Consider the following 16899-nt stretch of genomic DNA (forward strand, 5'->3'; position numbering starts at 1 on the left):
CCGGAAACCTTCGCTATCCGCTGATTATAACAGCAAGGATGGCCGACGGGGAGCGTCGGGGTCAATAATGGTGTTTCGTCAATCGATAGATAAAATCTATCAAAACGCTTCAACCTCGGCCAGCCTCCGGCCTTCATGCAGCAAGGCCGAAACAAGAGGCGTGAACGGCTCACGATGCTGAGCGACGAGGCCAACGACGTGCTCGGCCTCCGGCTCGACAAGAGGGATCATCCGGATACCGGCGGAAAAACCGAAAGATTCCGCAACGTTCTTCGGCATGATCGAGGCCCATCGGCCTGTGCGAATGTGCGAAAAGAGCACGATCATCGAGTTTGACTCAAGCGTAGGTTTGGGCACCACTCCTGCTTCAGCCATATGCTGGTTGATGATGCGGCGGTTCTGCATGTCCGCCGTCAATAGACAAAGCCGAAGATCGGCAACCTCGCGCCAAGTCACAGTCTCGCGATCGGCCAGAGGCGAATCGGAGGCAGTGATGAGATGGTAACGCTCCGCATAAAGCGGCACCATGCTGACACGTCCAAGCGGCTCGTTGTCGAGATAGGTGATGCCGACGTCCACCTCGAAGTTTTCGAGCTGGCTCAGAACCTGTAGTGATGTCCGCGAGATCACCGAGAACGTCACGTCCGGATGCTTGACCTGGAAGGGTTCCGTGATTCTTGGAACGATGGCGAGCGCCGTCGGGATGGCCGCTATCCGGACGTGGCCGGCCAATCCATGGCGTGCGGCCCGCATCTCCTCGCGCATCGTGCGGGTGTCGCCGACGATACGCCGCGCCCATTCGAGCACGCGCTGTCCCTCCGGCGTCAGCCCCTGGAAGCGGGAACCGCGCTGGACCAACACGACACCGAGTTGATCCTCGAGTTGGCGAATCGCGGCCGAAAGCGTCGGCTGCGAAATTCCGCACTCCTCAGCCGCCCGCCCGAAGTGTCGCTCGCGCGCCAGGGCGATAAAGAACTCCAGCTTATCGATCATCGCCGCTCCTCTGCGCGAGAAATAGCACAGCTCTACCAGATGCAGGAAGCGGCAACAGGGAGGCGTCAGGAGGGGGTATTGCCGTCCGGCTCGCAATACATCCGGTAAAGAACGGCGAGAAGGTCGTTGAGACCGGGATTGGCGATGCTGTAATAGACCTGCCGACCCTCTCGGCGCGTTTTGACCAGATCCTCGATCCGCAGCCGCGCGAGGTGCTGAGAAACCACCGCCTGTTGAATGCCGAGGATCGCCTCGATCTCGCTCACAGTCCGCTCCCCGTTCACGAGGATGCAGAGAATGAGCAGGCGCGATTCGTGGGAAAGCGCTTTCAGCAATTCACTCGCGGCCGCTGCTTTCGACATGAAGTCGTCGAGACGGCTCTTATCGTTCACGTTGTCCAGCAAGACTACTACCATCGTGGTTCCGTTGAGGCACGCATATGCCTAATTCACGAAATGTCATAGTGTATCTATCTCGCAAAACCAAGCCGCAGTGTTGCTGTCTTTCCGTCAGAAGCGAAGAGACTCCGTCGCTTCCTTGATCAGCATTGCACTTCTCCGCAGGGCCGCACGCTCCTCGCGGTCAAGCTCGGGAAAGAGATCGGCAAGCACGCCAGCCGCACCGATAACGCGCGGCACCGAAAGCGCGACGTCGGGTACGCCCTCCACCATCCCCGTCATGATCGAAACGGAGAGAACGTCGCGCTGGTCGTGGGCAATCGCCTTCACGATGCGGGCAAGACCCGCCCCGATACCGTAATAGGTCGCACCCTTGCCGCTGATGATGCGATAGGCGGCATTGCGGACGCCGTCATCGATACTCTGCCGAACGGTCGCGTCGAGCCGCTTGCCGATCTGATCGGCAAAGGTTTCCAACCCGATCGACCCCGCGCGCGCATTGGACCAGGCCAGGACCTCACTGTCCCCGTGCTCACCGAGCACATAGGCGTGTACCGATTGCGGTGCGATACCCAGATGGCGGCCGATGAGACTGCGAAAACGGGCGGTGTCGAGGATCGTCCCTGAACCGATCACCCGCTGCGGCGGTAGTCCCGACAGCCTGGTCGCAACGTCTGTCATTATATCGACGGGATTGGTGGCGATCAGCAGGATCGCCTCACGCGTGGCGGAGCCGACGGCGCCTACGATCTCGCGAAAAACCTCCGCGTTCCGCTCGAGCAGCTCGAGCCGAGTCTCGCCAGGCTTCTGGCTGACACCTGCCGCGAGGATCACGATACGCGCGCCGGCAAGGTCATCATAGGCGCCCGACCTGACAGACGTTGCCGAGACAAACGGCACGGCGTGGGAAATATCCTCGGCCTGCGCACGGGCCAGAGCCTCGTTCCGGTCGACGAGCACAATTTCGCTGACGCCACCCATCATCGCCAACGCGTAGCCGGCCGAACCGCCGACCATGCCTGCACCCACGATACCGACCTTCATGCTCACCTGCCGATGTCGCTCGATGCCCGTCGCACCGTCATTCAGGTTCGCTGATTGAGACACACGCGTCAAGCTGCGGTGAACGGCTCGCCGGCCAGCCCCCGAAGACAAAAAAGGCGACCTTTCGGCCGCCTTTCTCTAGTTTCCCTGATCCGAAATCACGCCGGGATGATGACCCCGTTGAGATGAGTCAGCTCTGCAAGATACTGCTCAAGCTTGGTCTTGTGCTCTGCGCTGTCGGCCTTTTCGAGTTCGGCCTTGGCCGACTCGATGCGCTTCACCAACGTCTCCCGGTTCAGCTCGCTCATCTCGACTGCCGACTCCGCAAGAAGTGTGCAGCCGGTCGGAAGGATATCTGCGAAGCCGCCGAAAACGACGTACCGGCTCGTCTGCCCGGAGGCAAGCTTCACCGAAACGACACCCGGCTTGATCGTGGTCATGGTCGGGGCATGATTGGCCATGACGGTCATCTCGCCTTCCGTGGCCGGAATGACGACTTCGCTCACCTTTTCGGAAAGCAGGAGGCGTTCGGGCGAAACGAGTTCAAAATTGAAATTGTCGGCCATGACTCTTCACTCTTTCAAAGGAGAAGGAGAGGCGCGCGCTTTTCCGGCGCGCGCCAAGCCTGCTATCAGGCAGCTTCGGCAGCCAGCTTCTTGGCCTTTTCGATGGCTTCGTCCATCGAGCCGACCATGTAGAAGGCCGCTTCAGGCAGGTGGTCATACTCGCCGTTGACGAGACCCTTGAAGCCCTTGATCGTGTCTTCGAGAGCAACCAGCTTGCCCGGCGAACCGGTGAAGACTTCGGCAACGAAGAACGGCTGCGACAGGAAGCGCTCGATCTTGCGGGCGCGGGCAACGGCCAGACGGTCATCTTCGGACAGTTCATCCATGCCGAGGATGGCGATGATGTCCTGGAGAGCCTTGTAGCGCTGCAGGGTCGACTGAACCTTACGAGCCACTTCGTAGTGCTCTTCGCCGACAACCATCGGGTCGAGCATGCGCGAGGTGGAGTCGAGCGGGTCAACAGCCGGGTAGATGCCCTTTTCGGCGATCGAACGCGACAGAACCGTCGTTGCGTCCAAGTGGGCGAACGAGGTGGCCGGAGCCGGGTCGGTCAAGTCGTCGGCCGGAACGTAGATGGCCTGAACCGAGGTGATCGAACCCTTGGTCGTGGTGGTGATGCGTTCCTGCATGGCGCCCATGTCGGTCGCCAGCGTCGGCTGATAACCCACGGCCGACGGAATACGGCCGAGCAGAGCCGACACTTCCGAACCTGCCTGGGTGAAGCGGAAGATGTTGTCGACGAAGAACAGAACGTCCTGACCTTCGTCACGGAACTGTTCGGCGACCGTCAGACCGGTCAGAGCGACGCGAGCGCGGGCGCCCGGCGGTTCGTTCATCTGGCCGTAAACGAGAGCAGCCTTGGAGCCTTCGCCGCCGCCGTGCTTGTTGACGCCCGATTCGATCATTTCATGATAGAGGTCGTTGCCTTCGCGGGTGCGCTCGCCGACGCCGGCGAACACCGAGTAACCACCGTGCGCCTTTGCGACGTTGTTGATCAGTTCCATGATAAGAACGGTCTTGCCCACGCCCGCGCCGCCGAACAGGCCGATCTTGCCGCCCTTTGCGTAAGGAGCGAGAAGGTCAACGACCTTGATGCCGGTGACGAGGATCTGAGCTTCGGTCGACTGCTCGACATAAGCCGGCGCGTCCTGGTGGATGGCGCGCTTGCCGGCGGTCTCGATCGGACCGGCTTCGTCAACCGGCTCGCCGATGACGTTCATGATGCGACCGAGCGTCTCCTTGCCGACCGGAACCGAGATCGGTGCGCCGGTGTCGGTGACTTCCTGGCCGCGAACCAGACCTTCAGTCGAGTCCATGGCAATCGTGCGGACCTGGTTTTCTCCGAGGTGCTGCGCCACTTCGAGAACGAGGCGGTTGCCACCGTTGTCGGTTTCCAGCGCGTTCAGGATCGCGGGCAGTTCGCCATCGAACGCCACGTCGACGACAGCGCCGATGACCTGGGTGACCTTGCCGAGAGAACCGGTTGCGGACTTCACCGCCTTAGATTTCGGGGTAGCTGCCTTAGCCATGTATCTTACCCTCTTTCCTTAACCTCAGAGCGCTTCCGCGCCCGAAATGATTTCAATGAGTTCCTTGGTGATCTGGGCCTGGCGCTGACGGTTGTACGAAAGCGTAAGCTTGTGGATCATTTCACCAGCATTACGTGTCGCATTGTCCATCGCGCTCATCTTGGCGCCCATTTCGCCGGCGACGTTTTCAAGCAGGGCCCGGAAGATCTGGACCGAAATATTGCGCGGGATCAGATCCTGAAGGATCGCGCCAGCGTCCGGCTCGTATTCGTAGACCGCGTTGGCGCCGGTCGTCGCGGGAGCTTCCGGAGCTGCGGCCGGGATCAACTGCTGCGCCGTCGGCACCTGGCTGATGACGGATTTGAACTCCGAATAAAACAGCGTCGCGACGTCGAACTCGCCCTTGTCGAACATGCCGATCACCTTGCGGCCGATCACGTCGGCGTTCTCGAAGGAAATCCGCTTTACGTCACGGAGATCCATCCGATCGATGATCATGGGACCGAACTCACGGCGAAGGGCGTCATAACCCTTCTTGCCGACACAGAAGATCTTGACTGTCTTGCCGGCGGCGAGCAGCCTGCGGGCATGGTCACGCGCAAAGCGCGCGATCTGGCTGTTGAAGCCGCCGCAAAGACCACGCTCGGCCGTGCAGACGACGAGCAGGTGCACGTCGTCCTTGCCGGTACCCGTCATCAGCGCCGGAGCGCTGTCGTCACCACCGACCGCCTGGGCGATATTGGCGAGAACGATGCTCATGCGCTGCGAATAGGGCCTGGCGGCCTCGGCCGCCTCCTGCGCACGACGCAGCTTCGCCGCGGCGACCATCTTCATCGCCTTGGTAATCTTCTGCGTCGCCTTGACGGAGGCGATCCGGTTTTTCAGATCCTTAAGTGAAGGCATCCGTTATCCGTCCTTGGCTTGAGCCCCGTTACGCGAAAGACTTGGCGAAGGCATCAAGAGCAGCCTTGAGCTTGCCCTTGGTGTCATCGCTGATGGCCTTTTCCGCACGGATGGTGTCGAGGATCGCTTTACCTTCCGACCGCAGGTAGGAGAGCAGGCCCTGTTCGAACTTGCCGACCTGGTTGACGGCGATCTTGTCGAGGTAACCGTTCACACCGGCGAAAATGACCGCAACCTGTTCTTCCGTCTTAAGCGGCGAGAACTGCGGCTGCTTCAGAAGTTCGGTCAGACGGGCACCACGGTTCAAGAGGCGCTGGGTTGCGGCGTCAAGGTCAGAACCGAACTGTGCGAAGGCGGCCATTTCGCGATACTGGGCGAGTTCGCCCTTGATCGAGCCGGCAACCTGCTTCATCGCCTTGATCTGGGCCGACGAACCGACGCGGGAAACCGAGAGGCCGACGTTAACGGCCGGGCGGATACCCTGGTAGAACAGGTCGGTTTCAAGGAAGATCTGGCCGTCGGTGATCGAGATCACGTTGGTCGGAATGAAGGCCGAAACGTCGTTGCCCTGGGTTTCGATGACCGGCAGAGCGGTCAGCGAACCGGCGCCGCGCTCGTCGGAGAGCTTTGCAGCACGCTCGAGGAGACGCGAGTGCAGGTAGAACACGTCACCCGGATAAGCTTCGCGGCCCGGCGGACGACGCAGCAGCAGCGACATCTGACGGTAGGCGACGGCCTGCTTCGACAGGTCGTCATAGCCGATCAGGGCGTGCTGGCCGTTGTCACGGAAGTACTCACCCATCGCGCAACCCGCGAACGGAGCGAGGTACTGCATCGGGGCCGGGTCGGAAGCAGTCGCAGCGACGATGATCGAGTACTTCAGGGCGCCTCGCTCCTCGAGAACCTTCACGAACTGGGCAACGGTCGAGCGCTTCTGGCCGATGGCCACATAGACGCAGAACAGCTTGTCGCCGTCCGGACCATTGTCGTGAATGGCCTTCTGGTTGAGGATCGTATCGAGAATGATGGCGGTTTTGCCGGTCTGGCGGTCGCCGATAACGAGCTCGCGCTGGCCACGACCGACCGGGATCAGGGCGTCGATGGCCTTGAGGCCCGTCGACATCGGCTCGTGAACCGACTTGCGCGGAATGATGCCCGGAGCCTTAACGTCGACGCGAGCGCGACGGGTGGCATTGATCGGGCCTTTGCCGTCGATCGGATTGCCAAGCGCGTCAACGACGCGGCCGAGCAGTTCCGGACCGACCGGAACGTCGACGATGGCGCCCGTCCGCTTTACGGTGTCACCTTCCTTGATGTCGCGGTCGTTACCGAAGATAACGACACCAACATTGTCGGCTTCGAGGTTGAGCGCCATACCGCGGATGCCGCCCGGGAATTCGACCATCTCGCCGGCCTGGACATTGTCGAGACCGTAGACGCGGGCGATACCGTCACCGACGGAAAGCACCTGGCCGACTTCCGAGACCTCAGCCTCCTTGCCGAAATTTTTGATTTGATCTTTAAGAATTGCGGAAATTTCCGCGGCGCGGATATCCATCAGCCAACCTCTTTCAGTGCAAGCTTAAGGGTGGAAAGTTTGGTGCGAAGAGACGTGTCGATCTGGCGGGAGCCAACCTTGACGATCAGGCCGCCGAGAATGGAGGGATCGACGGTTACCGAGACCGCCACATCCTTTCCGGTCACGCCCTTCAGCGCCGCCTTCAGTTCTTTTTCCTGTTCGCCGGTCAGCGCATGGGCGGAAGTTACCTCCGCCGTGATCTCGCCACGATGGCGAGCGGCGATACGGCGGAACGCCGCGATCATTCCCGTGACGGCAAAAAGCCGACGATTGCCGGCCACGACCTTGACGAAATTGCCGACGAGGCCGCCGATACCTGCCTTCTCGCAGAGTGCTGAGACGGCCTTGACCTGGTCTTCCGCAGAGAAGACGGGGCTCTGAACGAGGCGCTTCAGATCAGCGCTGCCATCGATCATTGCCTGGAAACGATCAAGATCGGCACTCACGGTGTCGACGGCGCCGGCTTCGAGCGCGAGCTCGAAAAGCGAGGAAGCATACCGCTCCGCCACACCTGAGATAAGCTGGGATGTGTCTGCCACGGGCAAAAATTCCCTGATTTTGATCCAAGACCGCCGCCGCTTCCGGACGGAAGCGCTACAGTGTTGAAATCGTTACGTTTTCCCCAGAAACACAAGCCTTGCGGACTTGCTTTCTCCTAATTTCGCGGTCCGTCTAGCATACGAAGTCTAGACTCGCAACACGCGTATTGCCCGATTACGCCTTTAGCACAAGCCCAAACCGGCAATTTTGTACCCGGCCGCGGCGAATTGGACAAAGACCTCGGGCAGGCTGGCCTGACGGACCTCAAGTCAGTCCGAAGACATAGGCTATCGGCAGTGAGGCAAGCGCTGCGGCAACAACCAAAAGTAGAATTCCGCGCAGGGAACTGCCGCCGTCCGACATGACCGAGAGTATTCGTCCGAAGACGGACATTGCGAGCGCCGCGCCGAAGGCGAGATAGACCATCGGCTGGGCGAGCAGCAATGCACTCGCCGCGAAACCGAAAAGCAATCCGCCGTAGGAACGAACGGCCGCGAAACCCTCTACCTTCCCTTCAAGCGGCTGGAGCCCGCAAAACCTGAGCGTCAGTCCCGGAGCGAACATCACGACAAGACCGATCAATGTCGTGGTGACGGCCGATACGAAGGCCAGTTGCTCGCCAAACTCGGTCGGAAAATAGAATTCCATGATGCCCTCTCTTGCGCCGGCCGGTCTTCGTCTTGCCGGAATTCGTCGGCGTTCCGCTTCTCTCCCTAGTGGAATCGCCGGCCATTTTCCAGAGCGCCTGCGCGGCCGCTCAGAGAAAGCTCTGCGGATCGACGTCCACCTGGACATGGATTGAGCGCCTCTCCTTCGGTCCGCGCTCGAGCATGGTGCGAACGAAGGCCTGCATGTCGCTGCTGCGCCGACCATGGACCAGCAGGCGGAAGCGGTGCCGGCCACGGATCAGGGCGAGAGGTGCCTCCGCCGGTCCGAGAATTGCGACGCCGTCCATAGAGGGTGCCGAATGCCGTAGTTGTCGCGCATGCGTTTCCGCCTCCCCGCGCGTATCGGCAGAAACAATGATTGACACCAGGCGTCCGAACGGCGGAAGTCCCGCCCGCTCGCGCTCGGCGATCTCGCGCTCGTAAAATGCTGCGGCATCGCCGGAAACAAGCGCCTGCATAACCGGATGCTGAGGCTGGAACGTCTGGATAAGGCCGTGGCTCTTGCGCCCGGTGCGCCCGGCGCGGCCGGTAACCTGCGAGAGCAGCTGGAAGGTTCGCTCGGCCGCACGCGGGTCACCGTTTGCAAGGCCGATATCCGCATCGACGATGCCAACCAGGGTCATCAGGGGAAAGTTGTGCCCCTTCGCGACGAGCTGCGTGCCGATCACGATATCCGCCTCGCCGTCTGCAATCGCCTCCAGTTCTAGCCGAAGACGTTTGACACCACCCAAGTCCGAGGAAAGCACCAGCGTCCTTGCATCCGGAAAATGCCGCTCGACCTCCTCCGCGATGCGCTCCACACCCGGCCCGCAGGCGACGAGATGATCGAGCGTCCCGCATTCCGGACAGGCTTGCGGCGTCGGCTCGGCGTAGCCGCACTGATGGCACTGGATCTGGCCGCGAAAGCGATGTTCCACCAGCCAGCTGGAACATTGCGGGCACTGGAAGCGATGGCCGCAGACCCGGCACAGCGTCAGGGGCGCATAGCCGCGACGATTGAGGAAAAGCAGTGCCTGTTCGCCACGCTCCACCGTCTTGCCGACAGCTTTCAGGAGAACGGGCGAAAGGAAGCCACCACGTTCCGGCGGATGTCGCCGCATGTCGACGAGATGAAGGTCCGGCAGCGCGGCACCGGCAAATCGCGTCGGCAGATGGATGCGCCGGTAGCGCCCGGCAAGGCAGTTGACCTGGCTTTCTACAGAAGGCGTCGCGGAAACCAGAACGACAGGAAAGTCGCCGATCCGGGCGCGAACCACCGCCATATCGCGAGCGTTGTAGAAAACCCGGTCCTCCTGCTTGAACGCCGGGTCGTGCTCCTCGTCGACAATGATCAAGCCCAGGTCTTCGAACGGAAGAAAAAGAGCCGATCGCGCACCAGCAACGACGCGGACTTCACCGGTTGCGGCCTGCCGCCAGACCTTTTCCCGTGTGCGGGTGGCGAGATCGGAATGCCATTCCGCCGGTTTCGATCCGAAACGATCGTGGAAACGCTCCAGAAAATTCGCCGTGAGTGCGATTTCCGGCAACAGGATGAGTACCTGCCGGCCCTGCCGGATCGTCTCCGCAATCGCCTCGAAATAGACCTCGGTCTTGCCGGACCCGGTGACACCGTCGATCAAAGCAACCGAAAACCCGCCGCTCCGAATGCCTTCGAGGATATCCTCCGCCGCTTGCTTCTGAGGTCCCTCCAGACGCGCCTGCGCGTAGTCCGCGTCCGGCTTCGCGACCAGAGGCGGCGGCGGCAGGAAAACGGTCTCGAACACGCCCTGGGCAGCAAGCCCGTCGATTACGCTCGCCGACACGCCGCTCGCGTGGGCAAGGCCGCTCTTCGTCCAGGACAATCCATCTCCCGCGAGGTCGAGGACCTTGCGCCGTGCCGAAGTCATGCGCTCCGGTACAGTGCCGGAAAAGCGCAACCCTTCGACCATAGGGTCGGGATCGAGGGCCGCCGGGGCCCGAAGAGCCATGCGGGCGACGAGTCCCGGTGGCGACAGGGTATAGCCGGCCACCCAGTCCAGAAAGCTGCGCATGTCCTTGTCGATAGGCGGACAGTCAAAAACCTTCTCGATCGGTCGTAGCTTTCGCGGGTCGACCTCGCCTCCCTCCGGTCCGTCCCAGACGACGCCGATCACCTGACGGGGCCCGAGCGGCACCTGCACGATCGAACCCGGTTCGACTGCCATGCCTTCTGGCACCGCATAGGAATAGGGAACCGGCGCCGGCATGGGAACCAGAACCGGGACCAGGCGGGATTTCGGAGCGGCGAAGAGTTCGGGCGAATCGTCTTTCATCGGCCTGCAAATTGACTCTCGTGCGCCCGAAAGGAAACCGCAAAAGCAATATGGTCGACACGAGGCCAGTCATTCACCGCGAGAACAATATATCCCCGTCCGCCGCGAGATGGTGAACAGTGTGCCGCTCGAGCGCGGCGGTCACCTCCGCAGCATCGCCTTCAAGCTGTTCCGGCGGAATCATCTGTCCGATGGTGAATTCGAAACGATCACCCTTCTTGTTGAGAAGCTCGTAAAAGACCGTCATGTCGCGCAACTCCGTCGACCACTTCGCGAACCAGTAGAACAGTCCGGAATTGCGCGCCTTCATATGGACCGGCAAAATCGGCAGATTGTATTTGCGGGCGAGACCGACAGCCGAGGTCTTCCACGGCCGTTCGTTGAGGCGTCCATTCGCCCAGTAGGCAATGCGTCCGGAGGGGAAGAGGATCGTCGCCTTCTGCTCGGCGACGGCACGGTTGGTGAGTTGCAGCGTTTCGCGCGCTTTGAGCTTGCTCTTGTATTCCTCCCGCCACTCGACTGGGATGACCATCTCGACCAGCCGCGGGTTCACGCGCACGGCATCCCGGTTGGCGAAGAACATCATGTCCGGCCGCCGCTCCTTCAAAAGGTCGAAGACTGCCACCCCGTCGGCGATACCCGTCGGGTGGTTGCTGACCATAATGAAGCCGCCCGACGAGGGAATGCGCTCGAGGTAGCGCGCCTGAATGTCCAGCCGCAGCACGTTACTCAGATATTCAAACGCCTGAAAGCCGGGCATGTTGGCAACGTCATCGGCAAATTCGATCGCCTTGGCATAGCGCAGCAGCGTATAGAGGAATGGCCGCATCACCGGCCAGAGCGGGTGCTTGACGATCTTCTCGCCGCGTTCGGCAATCAGCGTATCGACGATGTGTCCGGGTTGACCTTGCGATATCAGGGCGACCGCCTCTGCGAACTGTCCCAACATCGTCGAATCACGGCGAGCCATGGAATACCCCGGTTCTGTCGGTCTGCTTCATCGCAGCTCAATGTGATGGAAGCGTGACGAATCTGTATGTTAGCTCTTCACTAACACATGCCGGGCATGTTGGTTCAGCAGTCTCCCAAAGTAAAGGTTCGCAAACTTGAACGTGCTGCTCGTTATCGCCGCACCCGACCTCATGAAGGAACGCCAACGATGGCTTGAGAGCCTCGCGGGCGAGAGACGGCTCGCCGACAACACGCTCGAAGCCTATGAGCGGGATACCCGCCAATTCCTCGCGTTTCTCACCGCGCATCTTGGTGCTCCGCCCGGCGTCGGCGACATCGCCGAGCTCCGGCCGGCGGACCTTAGAGCCTTCCTGGCCGCCCGCAGACGGGAAGGTTCAGGTGCACGCTCGCTCGGGCGACATCTTGCCGGGCTTCGCTCATTTCTGCGTCACATGGAACGGAAAGGGCTTGTCAACGCCGCCGGCGCCGGCGCCATTCGATCGCCGAAACAGCCGAAGTCGCTGCCGAAGCCGCTGACCGGAAACCAGGCGATCACCGTCGTGCAGGCAGATGCCCAGCTGAGCGACGAGCCGTGGATCGCTGCGCGCAACGCCGCCGTGCTGACGCTGCTCTACGGCTGCGGACTGCGTATATCCGAAGCGCTCGATTTGACACCCAAGGCCTTTGATGGGGACGGCAACATATTGCGTGTCACCGGCAAGGGCCGCAAGACGCGCATCGTTCCGCTATTGCCGGTCGTGAGGGAGGCCGTCGAGAGCTACGTGCGGCTTTGCCCCTACCATCTGGAGGCCGATGCTCCGCTGTTCCGTGGTGCCCGAGGCGGCAAGTTGCAGCCGGCAATCATCCAGCGCGAGATGCAGCGGCTACGCTCCGCCCTCGGACTGCCGGATTCCGCCACACCCCATGCGCTCCGCCACTCCTTTGCCACCCATCTTTTGAGCGGAGGTGGCGATCTGCGCACGATCCAGGAGCTGCTGGGACATGCGAGCCTCTCAACCACGCAGGTCTACACCGCCGTCGATGCCGCGAGGCTTCTCGACGTCTACGAGAAAGCGCACCCCCGCGCCTGATCCGGGCGTTAACCAAGGGCGTTAAAGAAACGTGAGGGACGGCCACAGTAGTCTCCCACGATTGCAACCGGGACGCTTCGATGTTCGCCAGCCTCTTCAACCGAAACGGATCGCATCACTCCCTCGCGCGTGCGGGCGATCTGGTCCTCTGGTTCCTTGCCGCCCTCCATGTGGCGCTCGCCCTGTCATTTCTCCTCGTCCTGACCTCCCTCTCCCCCGCCCGCGCGGAGAGCGATGGCGAATGCCGGGGTATCGATCTTCTTTCGGACTTGAAGCAGAAGGATTCCGGCGCCTACGAGGCAATTCTCCGGGAGGCGGCAAAGACCCCGAACGGCAAGGGCATTTTCTGGAAAATAGAAAAGGATGGCCTCGCGCCATCCTATCTGCTCGGCACCATGCACGTGACCGATCCACGCGTCCTCAAGATGCCGCAGGGCGCGCCCGAAGCACTCGCAACCTCTTCGACCGTCGTCGTCGAGTCCGACGAGATCCTCGACGACAAGAAGGCTGCTGCAGCTCTCCTGCTCCGGCCTGATCTTACGATGTTTACCGATGGCACGTCGATCACCGACCGCCTCTCGCCCGAGGATGCGACCCGGCTGAAGGCGGGACTGGAGAAACGCGGAATTCCGCTCGCGACAGTCCTGCGCATGAAGCCTTGGATCATCTCGAGCTTCGTAACGCTTCCCGGCTGCGAAGTCGCTCGCAAGGCGAAAGGCGCTTCCTTCTTAGACAAGCACATTGCCGAGGAGGCGGTGAAGGCCGGCAAGCCGGTCGTCGGCCTGGAAACCTTTGCCGAGCAACTCGAGGCCGTGTCCTCTCTCCCCGTCGACTTTCACCTCCAGGCCCTGATCGAAACGCTTGCCTTGGGTGACCGGATGAATGACGTCGTCGAGACGATGATCAGGCTCTACACGACTGGCGAGATCGGCATGACCATGCCGATGCTGCAGAAGGTCGCGCCGGGCAAGGGGGGCGATAAGGACAGTAGCTACGTCGCCTTCGAACGCCGGATCGTTCTCGACCGCAACAAGACAATGGCGGAACGTGCAACGCCGTTACTCGAAAAAGGCGGTGTCTTCATTGCAGTCGGAGCCCTGCACCTGCCGGGTAAAGAAGGGCTGGTGGAACTACTGCGTAAACAAGGCTTCAAGTTGGCGCCCGAAAACGGTTGAACTCGAAGTCATTGACAACCGAAGGGGGCATCTGGCAAATCTGCGCGCATCTTCCGCAATCGTATAAGCCCTTTACCTCCCATGCTCCATTGCTTTCAGAAATTTGCCCTGCGGGCATGTCTAGCTGCATTCGTCGTTATGCTGCTGTTCGACAGGAACCTCGCGTTCGCGGAAACAGACGCGCCGGAGTGTGCGGGGCGGAGCATTTTGCCACGCCTAGTGGAAGATGACCCTGCAGGTTACGAGGCAACAATCCGCGCAGCCGCTGCTGTCAGGAATGGCAAAGGTGTCGTCTGGAGAATCGAAAAGGATGGCGTCAAGCCGTCGCTGCTGTTCGGAACGACGCACCTCAGCGACCCCCGTGTTCTCGAAGTGCCGTCAGCGGTTTTTGAAGCCTTCGACCACATCGACACGCTGATCCTTGAATTGAAGGAGATGACCAACCCTTCCGACATGGCTCTAGAGCTTTTCAAGTACCCGCAACTGTACACGCTTCAGGATCAACGACTGGACCAGCTATTGCCTTCCGAAGAGACGGAGTTGCTGGCCACCGCTCTCCGACAACGAGGACTTACGATGGACCTGTTGGCACGTATGCGCCCTTGGTTCATCTACATGTCAATGCAGAGTTCCCAATGCGAAGCAAAAAGGAGAGCCCGGGGACTAAACGTATTGGACCAGGCAGTCGCTCTGAAAGCGGTGGAAAACGGGATCGAACTCGTCGGAGCCGAAACGGTTCAGGAGCAACTCGAGTCGCTTGCGGACGTCAGCGACCGTTCTATGCTCAACGTCTTACTGGATTTGTTCGCCACACCATACTCGCTCGCCGACCAATCCGAGACTCTCATTCAGCTTTATGAGAGCTCGGATACGGGTATGATCTTGGCTCTGCTAACCGAATTGGCACACGACAAGGTGGGATTGCGGGAATTTCTTGAAAAGCTCTTAGTCGAACGCAATCGCAGAATGGCGGATCGGGCGTTGCCCTATCTACAGAGTGGCAACGTCATGATCGCTGTCGGCGCCCTGCACTTGCCGGGCGATGATGGCTTGATTGAATTGATCCGTCAGCAGGGATTCACGGTCAGCGTCGTCGAGTAACGGCAGCGCTGACCGGGTCGCCGCAGTTCAGCCTCTGATCATCCGCTGTGCGACGGGCGTCTTCCAGTAGAACTGGTGGACGAGAATCGCACCGACGTGGAGGACGATCAGCACCCACGTCAACAGTTTCAGCGGCCCTGCGTGGAGAGAACCGGCGGCCTCGATGTTGAAGTAGTAGGCGGCAATGCCGGCGATCGGCAGCGCGAAGAACAGCAGATAGAACGTCGCGTGAGTAACCTTCGAAGCCATCTGCGCCAGCGGTGGCTCATCGGCGGGGGCGGCCGGCGCACCCTGGATGAAGCGCAAAATCAAGCGCATGACCGCGAGACAGAGCACCGCGATCCCGACATAGGCATGAATATTGGCGGACGCAATCATGTCGGGTGTGACAGCCTGACCTTCCTCGGCGGCTTCTGTGAATTCCTCCATGCCTTCGGTGAACAGGAGGTTGAACAGGATCAACGCGGCCATGATCCAGTGGATCAGCCGCTGGGATAGCGAATAGGACATTACGGGGGAGGACGTCATCTTCTTGCCTTTTGTCAAACGTTTCAGGGCAATTACGTCCGGATGATAGAAGCCGCGGCCCTTTTCGCAAGCCGCGGCTTCGATTGTGAAGAACATTTAATCCAGCGTGTACGTCACATATGGATCGGCTTGAAGAAGGTAGCGAGCGCCGCTTCCTTCACGGCTTCCGACATGGTCGGATGCGCATGGCAGGTCCGGCCGAGATCCTCCGACGAGCCGCCGAATTCCATCAGAACGGCAGCTTCGTGGATCATCTCGCCGGCACCGAAACCAATGATGTGGACACCGAGAACGCGATCAGTTGCAGCATCTGCCAGGATCTTCACGAACCCGTCGGTTGCCAGCATCGCGCGAGCACGTCCGTTGGCGCTGAAAGGGAACTTGCCGACCTTGTAGGCGACGCCGGCGGCCTTCAATTCCTCTTCTGTCTTGCCGACGGAGGCGACTTCCGGCTGCGTGTAGACGACGCCGGGGATGACGTCATAGTTCACATGGCCGTGCTGGCCGGCGAGTATTTCCGCCAGCGCCACACCCTCGTCCTCGGCCTTGTGGGCAAGCATCGGACCACGAACGACGTCACCGATCGCATAGATACCCGCCACATTGGTGCGGAAGTGACCGTCGATCTCGACGCGTCCGCGATTGTCGAGCGCAACGCCGGCTTCTTCCAGTCCAAGACCTGCCGTGTATGGCTTGCGGCCGGTGGCGACCAGCACGACATCCGCTTCGAGCGTCTGCGCCTCACCGCCCTTGACCGGTTCGAAGGTGACCTTTGCCCCCTTGGCGGTCTTCTCGACACCCGTAACCTTGGCACCGAGATTGAATTCCATGCCCTGCTTGGCGAGCATGCGCTGGAACTGCTTCGATACTTCGCCGTCCATGCCGCCAAGAATGTTGTCCAGGTACTCGACGACAGTAACCTTCGCGCCGAGACGCGACCAGACCGAACCGAGTTCGAGACCGATCACGCCGCCGCCGACGACGATCATCTTGGCGGGCACCTTGTCGAGGGCGATACCGCCCGTCGAGGAAACGATCACCTTCTCGTCGATGTCGACCTGAACGCCCGGAATGCCGGCCACGTCGGATCCGGTCGCGATGATGATGTTCTTTGTCTCGAGAACCTGAGTCTCACCCTTGTCGTTGGTGACCTCGACCTTGCCGGCGGCGAGAATCTTGCCCGTGCCCTGGATACCGTCGATCTTGTTCTTCTTGAACAGGAACGAGACCCCCTCGACATTCGACTTCACGGTCGCATCCTTGTGCGCCATCATCTTTGCGAGGTTGAGCTTGGGAGCTGCAAGCTCGACGCCGAGTGCGTCCATGCCATGGGCTGCGTGGTGATACATTTCCGACGCGTGCAGCAGCGCTTTCGACGGGATGCAGCCGACATTGAGGCAGGTGCCGCCGTAGGTCGCGCGCTTTTCGACGACGGCGACCTTCAGGCCGAGTTGTGCCGCCTTGACCGCACACACATAGCCGCCGGGGCCGGATCCAATAATGATGACATCGTAAGACATGACTGCTTCCTTCGTATTCGGC

At 60.8% G+C, this 16899-nt stretch carries 16 protein-coding genes; 3 read left to right on the top strand and 13 right to left on the bottom strand.

The genetic code is table 11. From position 1 onward, the window contains the following. Positions 1–99: 99 nt before the first annotated feature. The 11 genes from EUU22_RS20705 to EUU22_RS20755 all read right to left on the bottom strand — a co-directional run bounded on the left by EUU22_RS20705 (position 100) and on the right by EUU22_RS20755 (position 11481). Entirely contained in the window at positions 100–993 is an 894-nt protein-coding gene (locus EUU22_RS20705) for a LysR family transcriptional regulator (protein WP_129333877.1), read from the bottom strand. 65 nt (positions 994–1058) lie between these two features. After that, on the bottom strand, positions 1059–1409 hold the full coding sequence (locus tag EUU22_RS20710) for an ArsR/SmtB family transcription factor (protein ID WP_129333878.1): 351 nt from the start codon (positions 1407–1409) through the stop codon (positions 1059–1061). Positions 1410–1502: 93 nt separating this feature from the next. After that, on the bottom strand, positions 1503–2435 hold the full coding sequence (locus EUU22_RS20715) for an L-lactate dehydrogenase (protein WP_129333879.1): 933 nt from the start codon (positions 2433–2435) through the stop codon (positions 1503–1505). A 158-nt stretch (positions 2436–2593) separates the two neighbouring features. Then, entirely contained in the window at positions 2594–3001 is a 408-nt protein-coding gene (locus EUU22_RS20720; protein ID WP_129333880.1) for a F0F1 ATP synthase subunit epsilon, read from the bottom strand. Between the two features lie 65 nt (positions 3002–3066). Next, on the bottom strand, positions 3067–4530 hold the full coding sequence (gene atpD, locus EUU22_RS20725; RefSeq protein ID WP_129333881.1) for a F0F1 ATP synthase subunit beta: 1464 nt from the start codon (positions 4528–4530) through the stop codon (positions 3067–3069). 24 nt (positions 4531–4554) lie between these two features. Beyond that, the gene (locus EUU22_RS20730; protein ID WP_129333882.1) at positions 4555–5433 is read right to left on the bottom strand and encodes a F0F1 ATP synthase subunit gamma; all 879 of its coding nucleotides are present in this window, start codon (positions 5431–5433) and stop codon (positions 4555–4557) included. A gap of 28 nt (positions 5434–5461) precedes the next feature. Beyond that, positions 5462–6991 carry a F0F1 ATP synthase subunit alpha gene (atpA, locus tag EUU22_RS20735; protein WP_129333883.1) on the bottom strand — a complete coding sequence of 510 codons (1530 nt, stop codon included), beginning with the start codon at positions 6989–6991 and terminating at the stop codon, positions 5462–5464. Then, complete coding sequence (locus EUU22_RS20740; protein WP_129333884.1) at positions 6991–7557, bottom strand: F0F1 ATP synthase subunit delta; 567 nt, start codon at positions 7555–7557, stop codon at positions 6991–6993. The genes atpA and EUU22_RS20740 overlap by 1 nt, the downstream gene beginning before the upstream one ends. A 259-nt stretch (positions 7558–7816) precedes the next feature. Further along, positions 7817–8200: an AGROH133_08824 family phage infection protein gene (locus EUU22_RS20745; RefSeq protein ID WP_129333885.1), complete on the bottom strand. Its 384-nt coding sequence runs from the start codon at positions 8198–8200 to the stop codon at positions 7817–7819. 109 nt (positions 8201–8309) lie between these two features. Continuing rightward, positions 8310–10511, bottom strand: a complete 2202-nt coding sequence (locus EUU22_RS20750) for a primosomal protein N' (RefSeq protein WP_129333886.1) — start codon at positions 10509–10511, stop codon at positions 8310–8312. 73 nt (positions 10512–10584) lie between these two features. Then, a complete protein-coding gene (locus EUU22_RS20755; RefSeq protein ID WP_129333887.1) occupies positions 10585–11481 on the bottom strand; it encodes a GNAT family N-acetyltransferase in 897 nt (298 codons plus the stop codon). A gap of 136 nt (positions 11482–11617) precedes the next feature. Here EUU22_RS20755 and EUU22_RS20760 point away from each other — a divergent pair, with 136 nt between their 5' ends. The 3 genes from EUU22_RS20760 (at position 11618) to EUU22_RS20770 (ending at position 14829) form a co-directional block, all read left to right on the top strand. After that, on the top strand, positions 11618–12553 hold the full coding sequence (locus EUU22_RS20760) for a tyrosine recombinase XerC (protein WP_245485201.1): 936 nt from the start codon (positions 11618–11620) through the stop codon (positions 12551–12553). 80 nt (positions 12554–12633) lie between these two features. Beyond that, complete coding sequence (locus EUU22_RS20765; protein ID WP_129333888.1) at positions 12634–13728, top strand: TraB/GumN family protein; 1095 nt, start codon at positions 12634–12636, stop codon at positions 13726–13728. Between the two features lie 138 nt (positions 13729–13866). Continuing rightward, complete coding sequence (locus tag EUU22_RS20770; RefSeq protein ID WP_165351251.1) at positions 13867–14829, top strand: TraB/GumN family protein; 963 nt, start codon at positions 13867–13869, stop codon at positions 14827–14829. A gap of 27 nt (positions 14830–14856) precedes the next feature. Here EUU22_RS20770 and EUU22_RS20775 read toward each other — a convergent pair whose 3' ends face one another. Beyond that, positions 14857–15357: a cytochrome b gene (locus tag EUU22_RS20775; protein WP_129334134.1), complete on the bottom strand. Its 501-nt coding sequence runs from the start codon at positions 15355–15357 to the stop codon at positions 14857–14859. A 113-nt stretch (positions 15358–15470) separates the two neighbouring features. Then, entirely contained in the window at positions 15471–16877 is a 1407-nt protein-coding gene (gene lpdA, locus EUU22_RS20780) for a dihydrolipoyl dehydrogenase (protein ID WP_129333890.1), read from the bottom strand. Between the last annotated feature and the right edge of the window lie 22 nt (positions 16878–16899).

The organism is Ciceribacter ferrooxidans, from assembly GCF_004137355.1.
Classification (GTDB): domain Bacteria; phylum Pseudomonadota; class Alphaproteobacteria; order Rhizobiales; family Rhizobiaceae; genus Allorhizobium; species Allorhizobium ferrooxidans.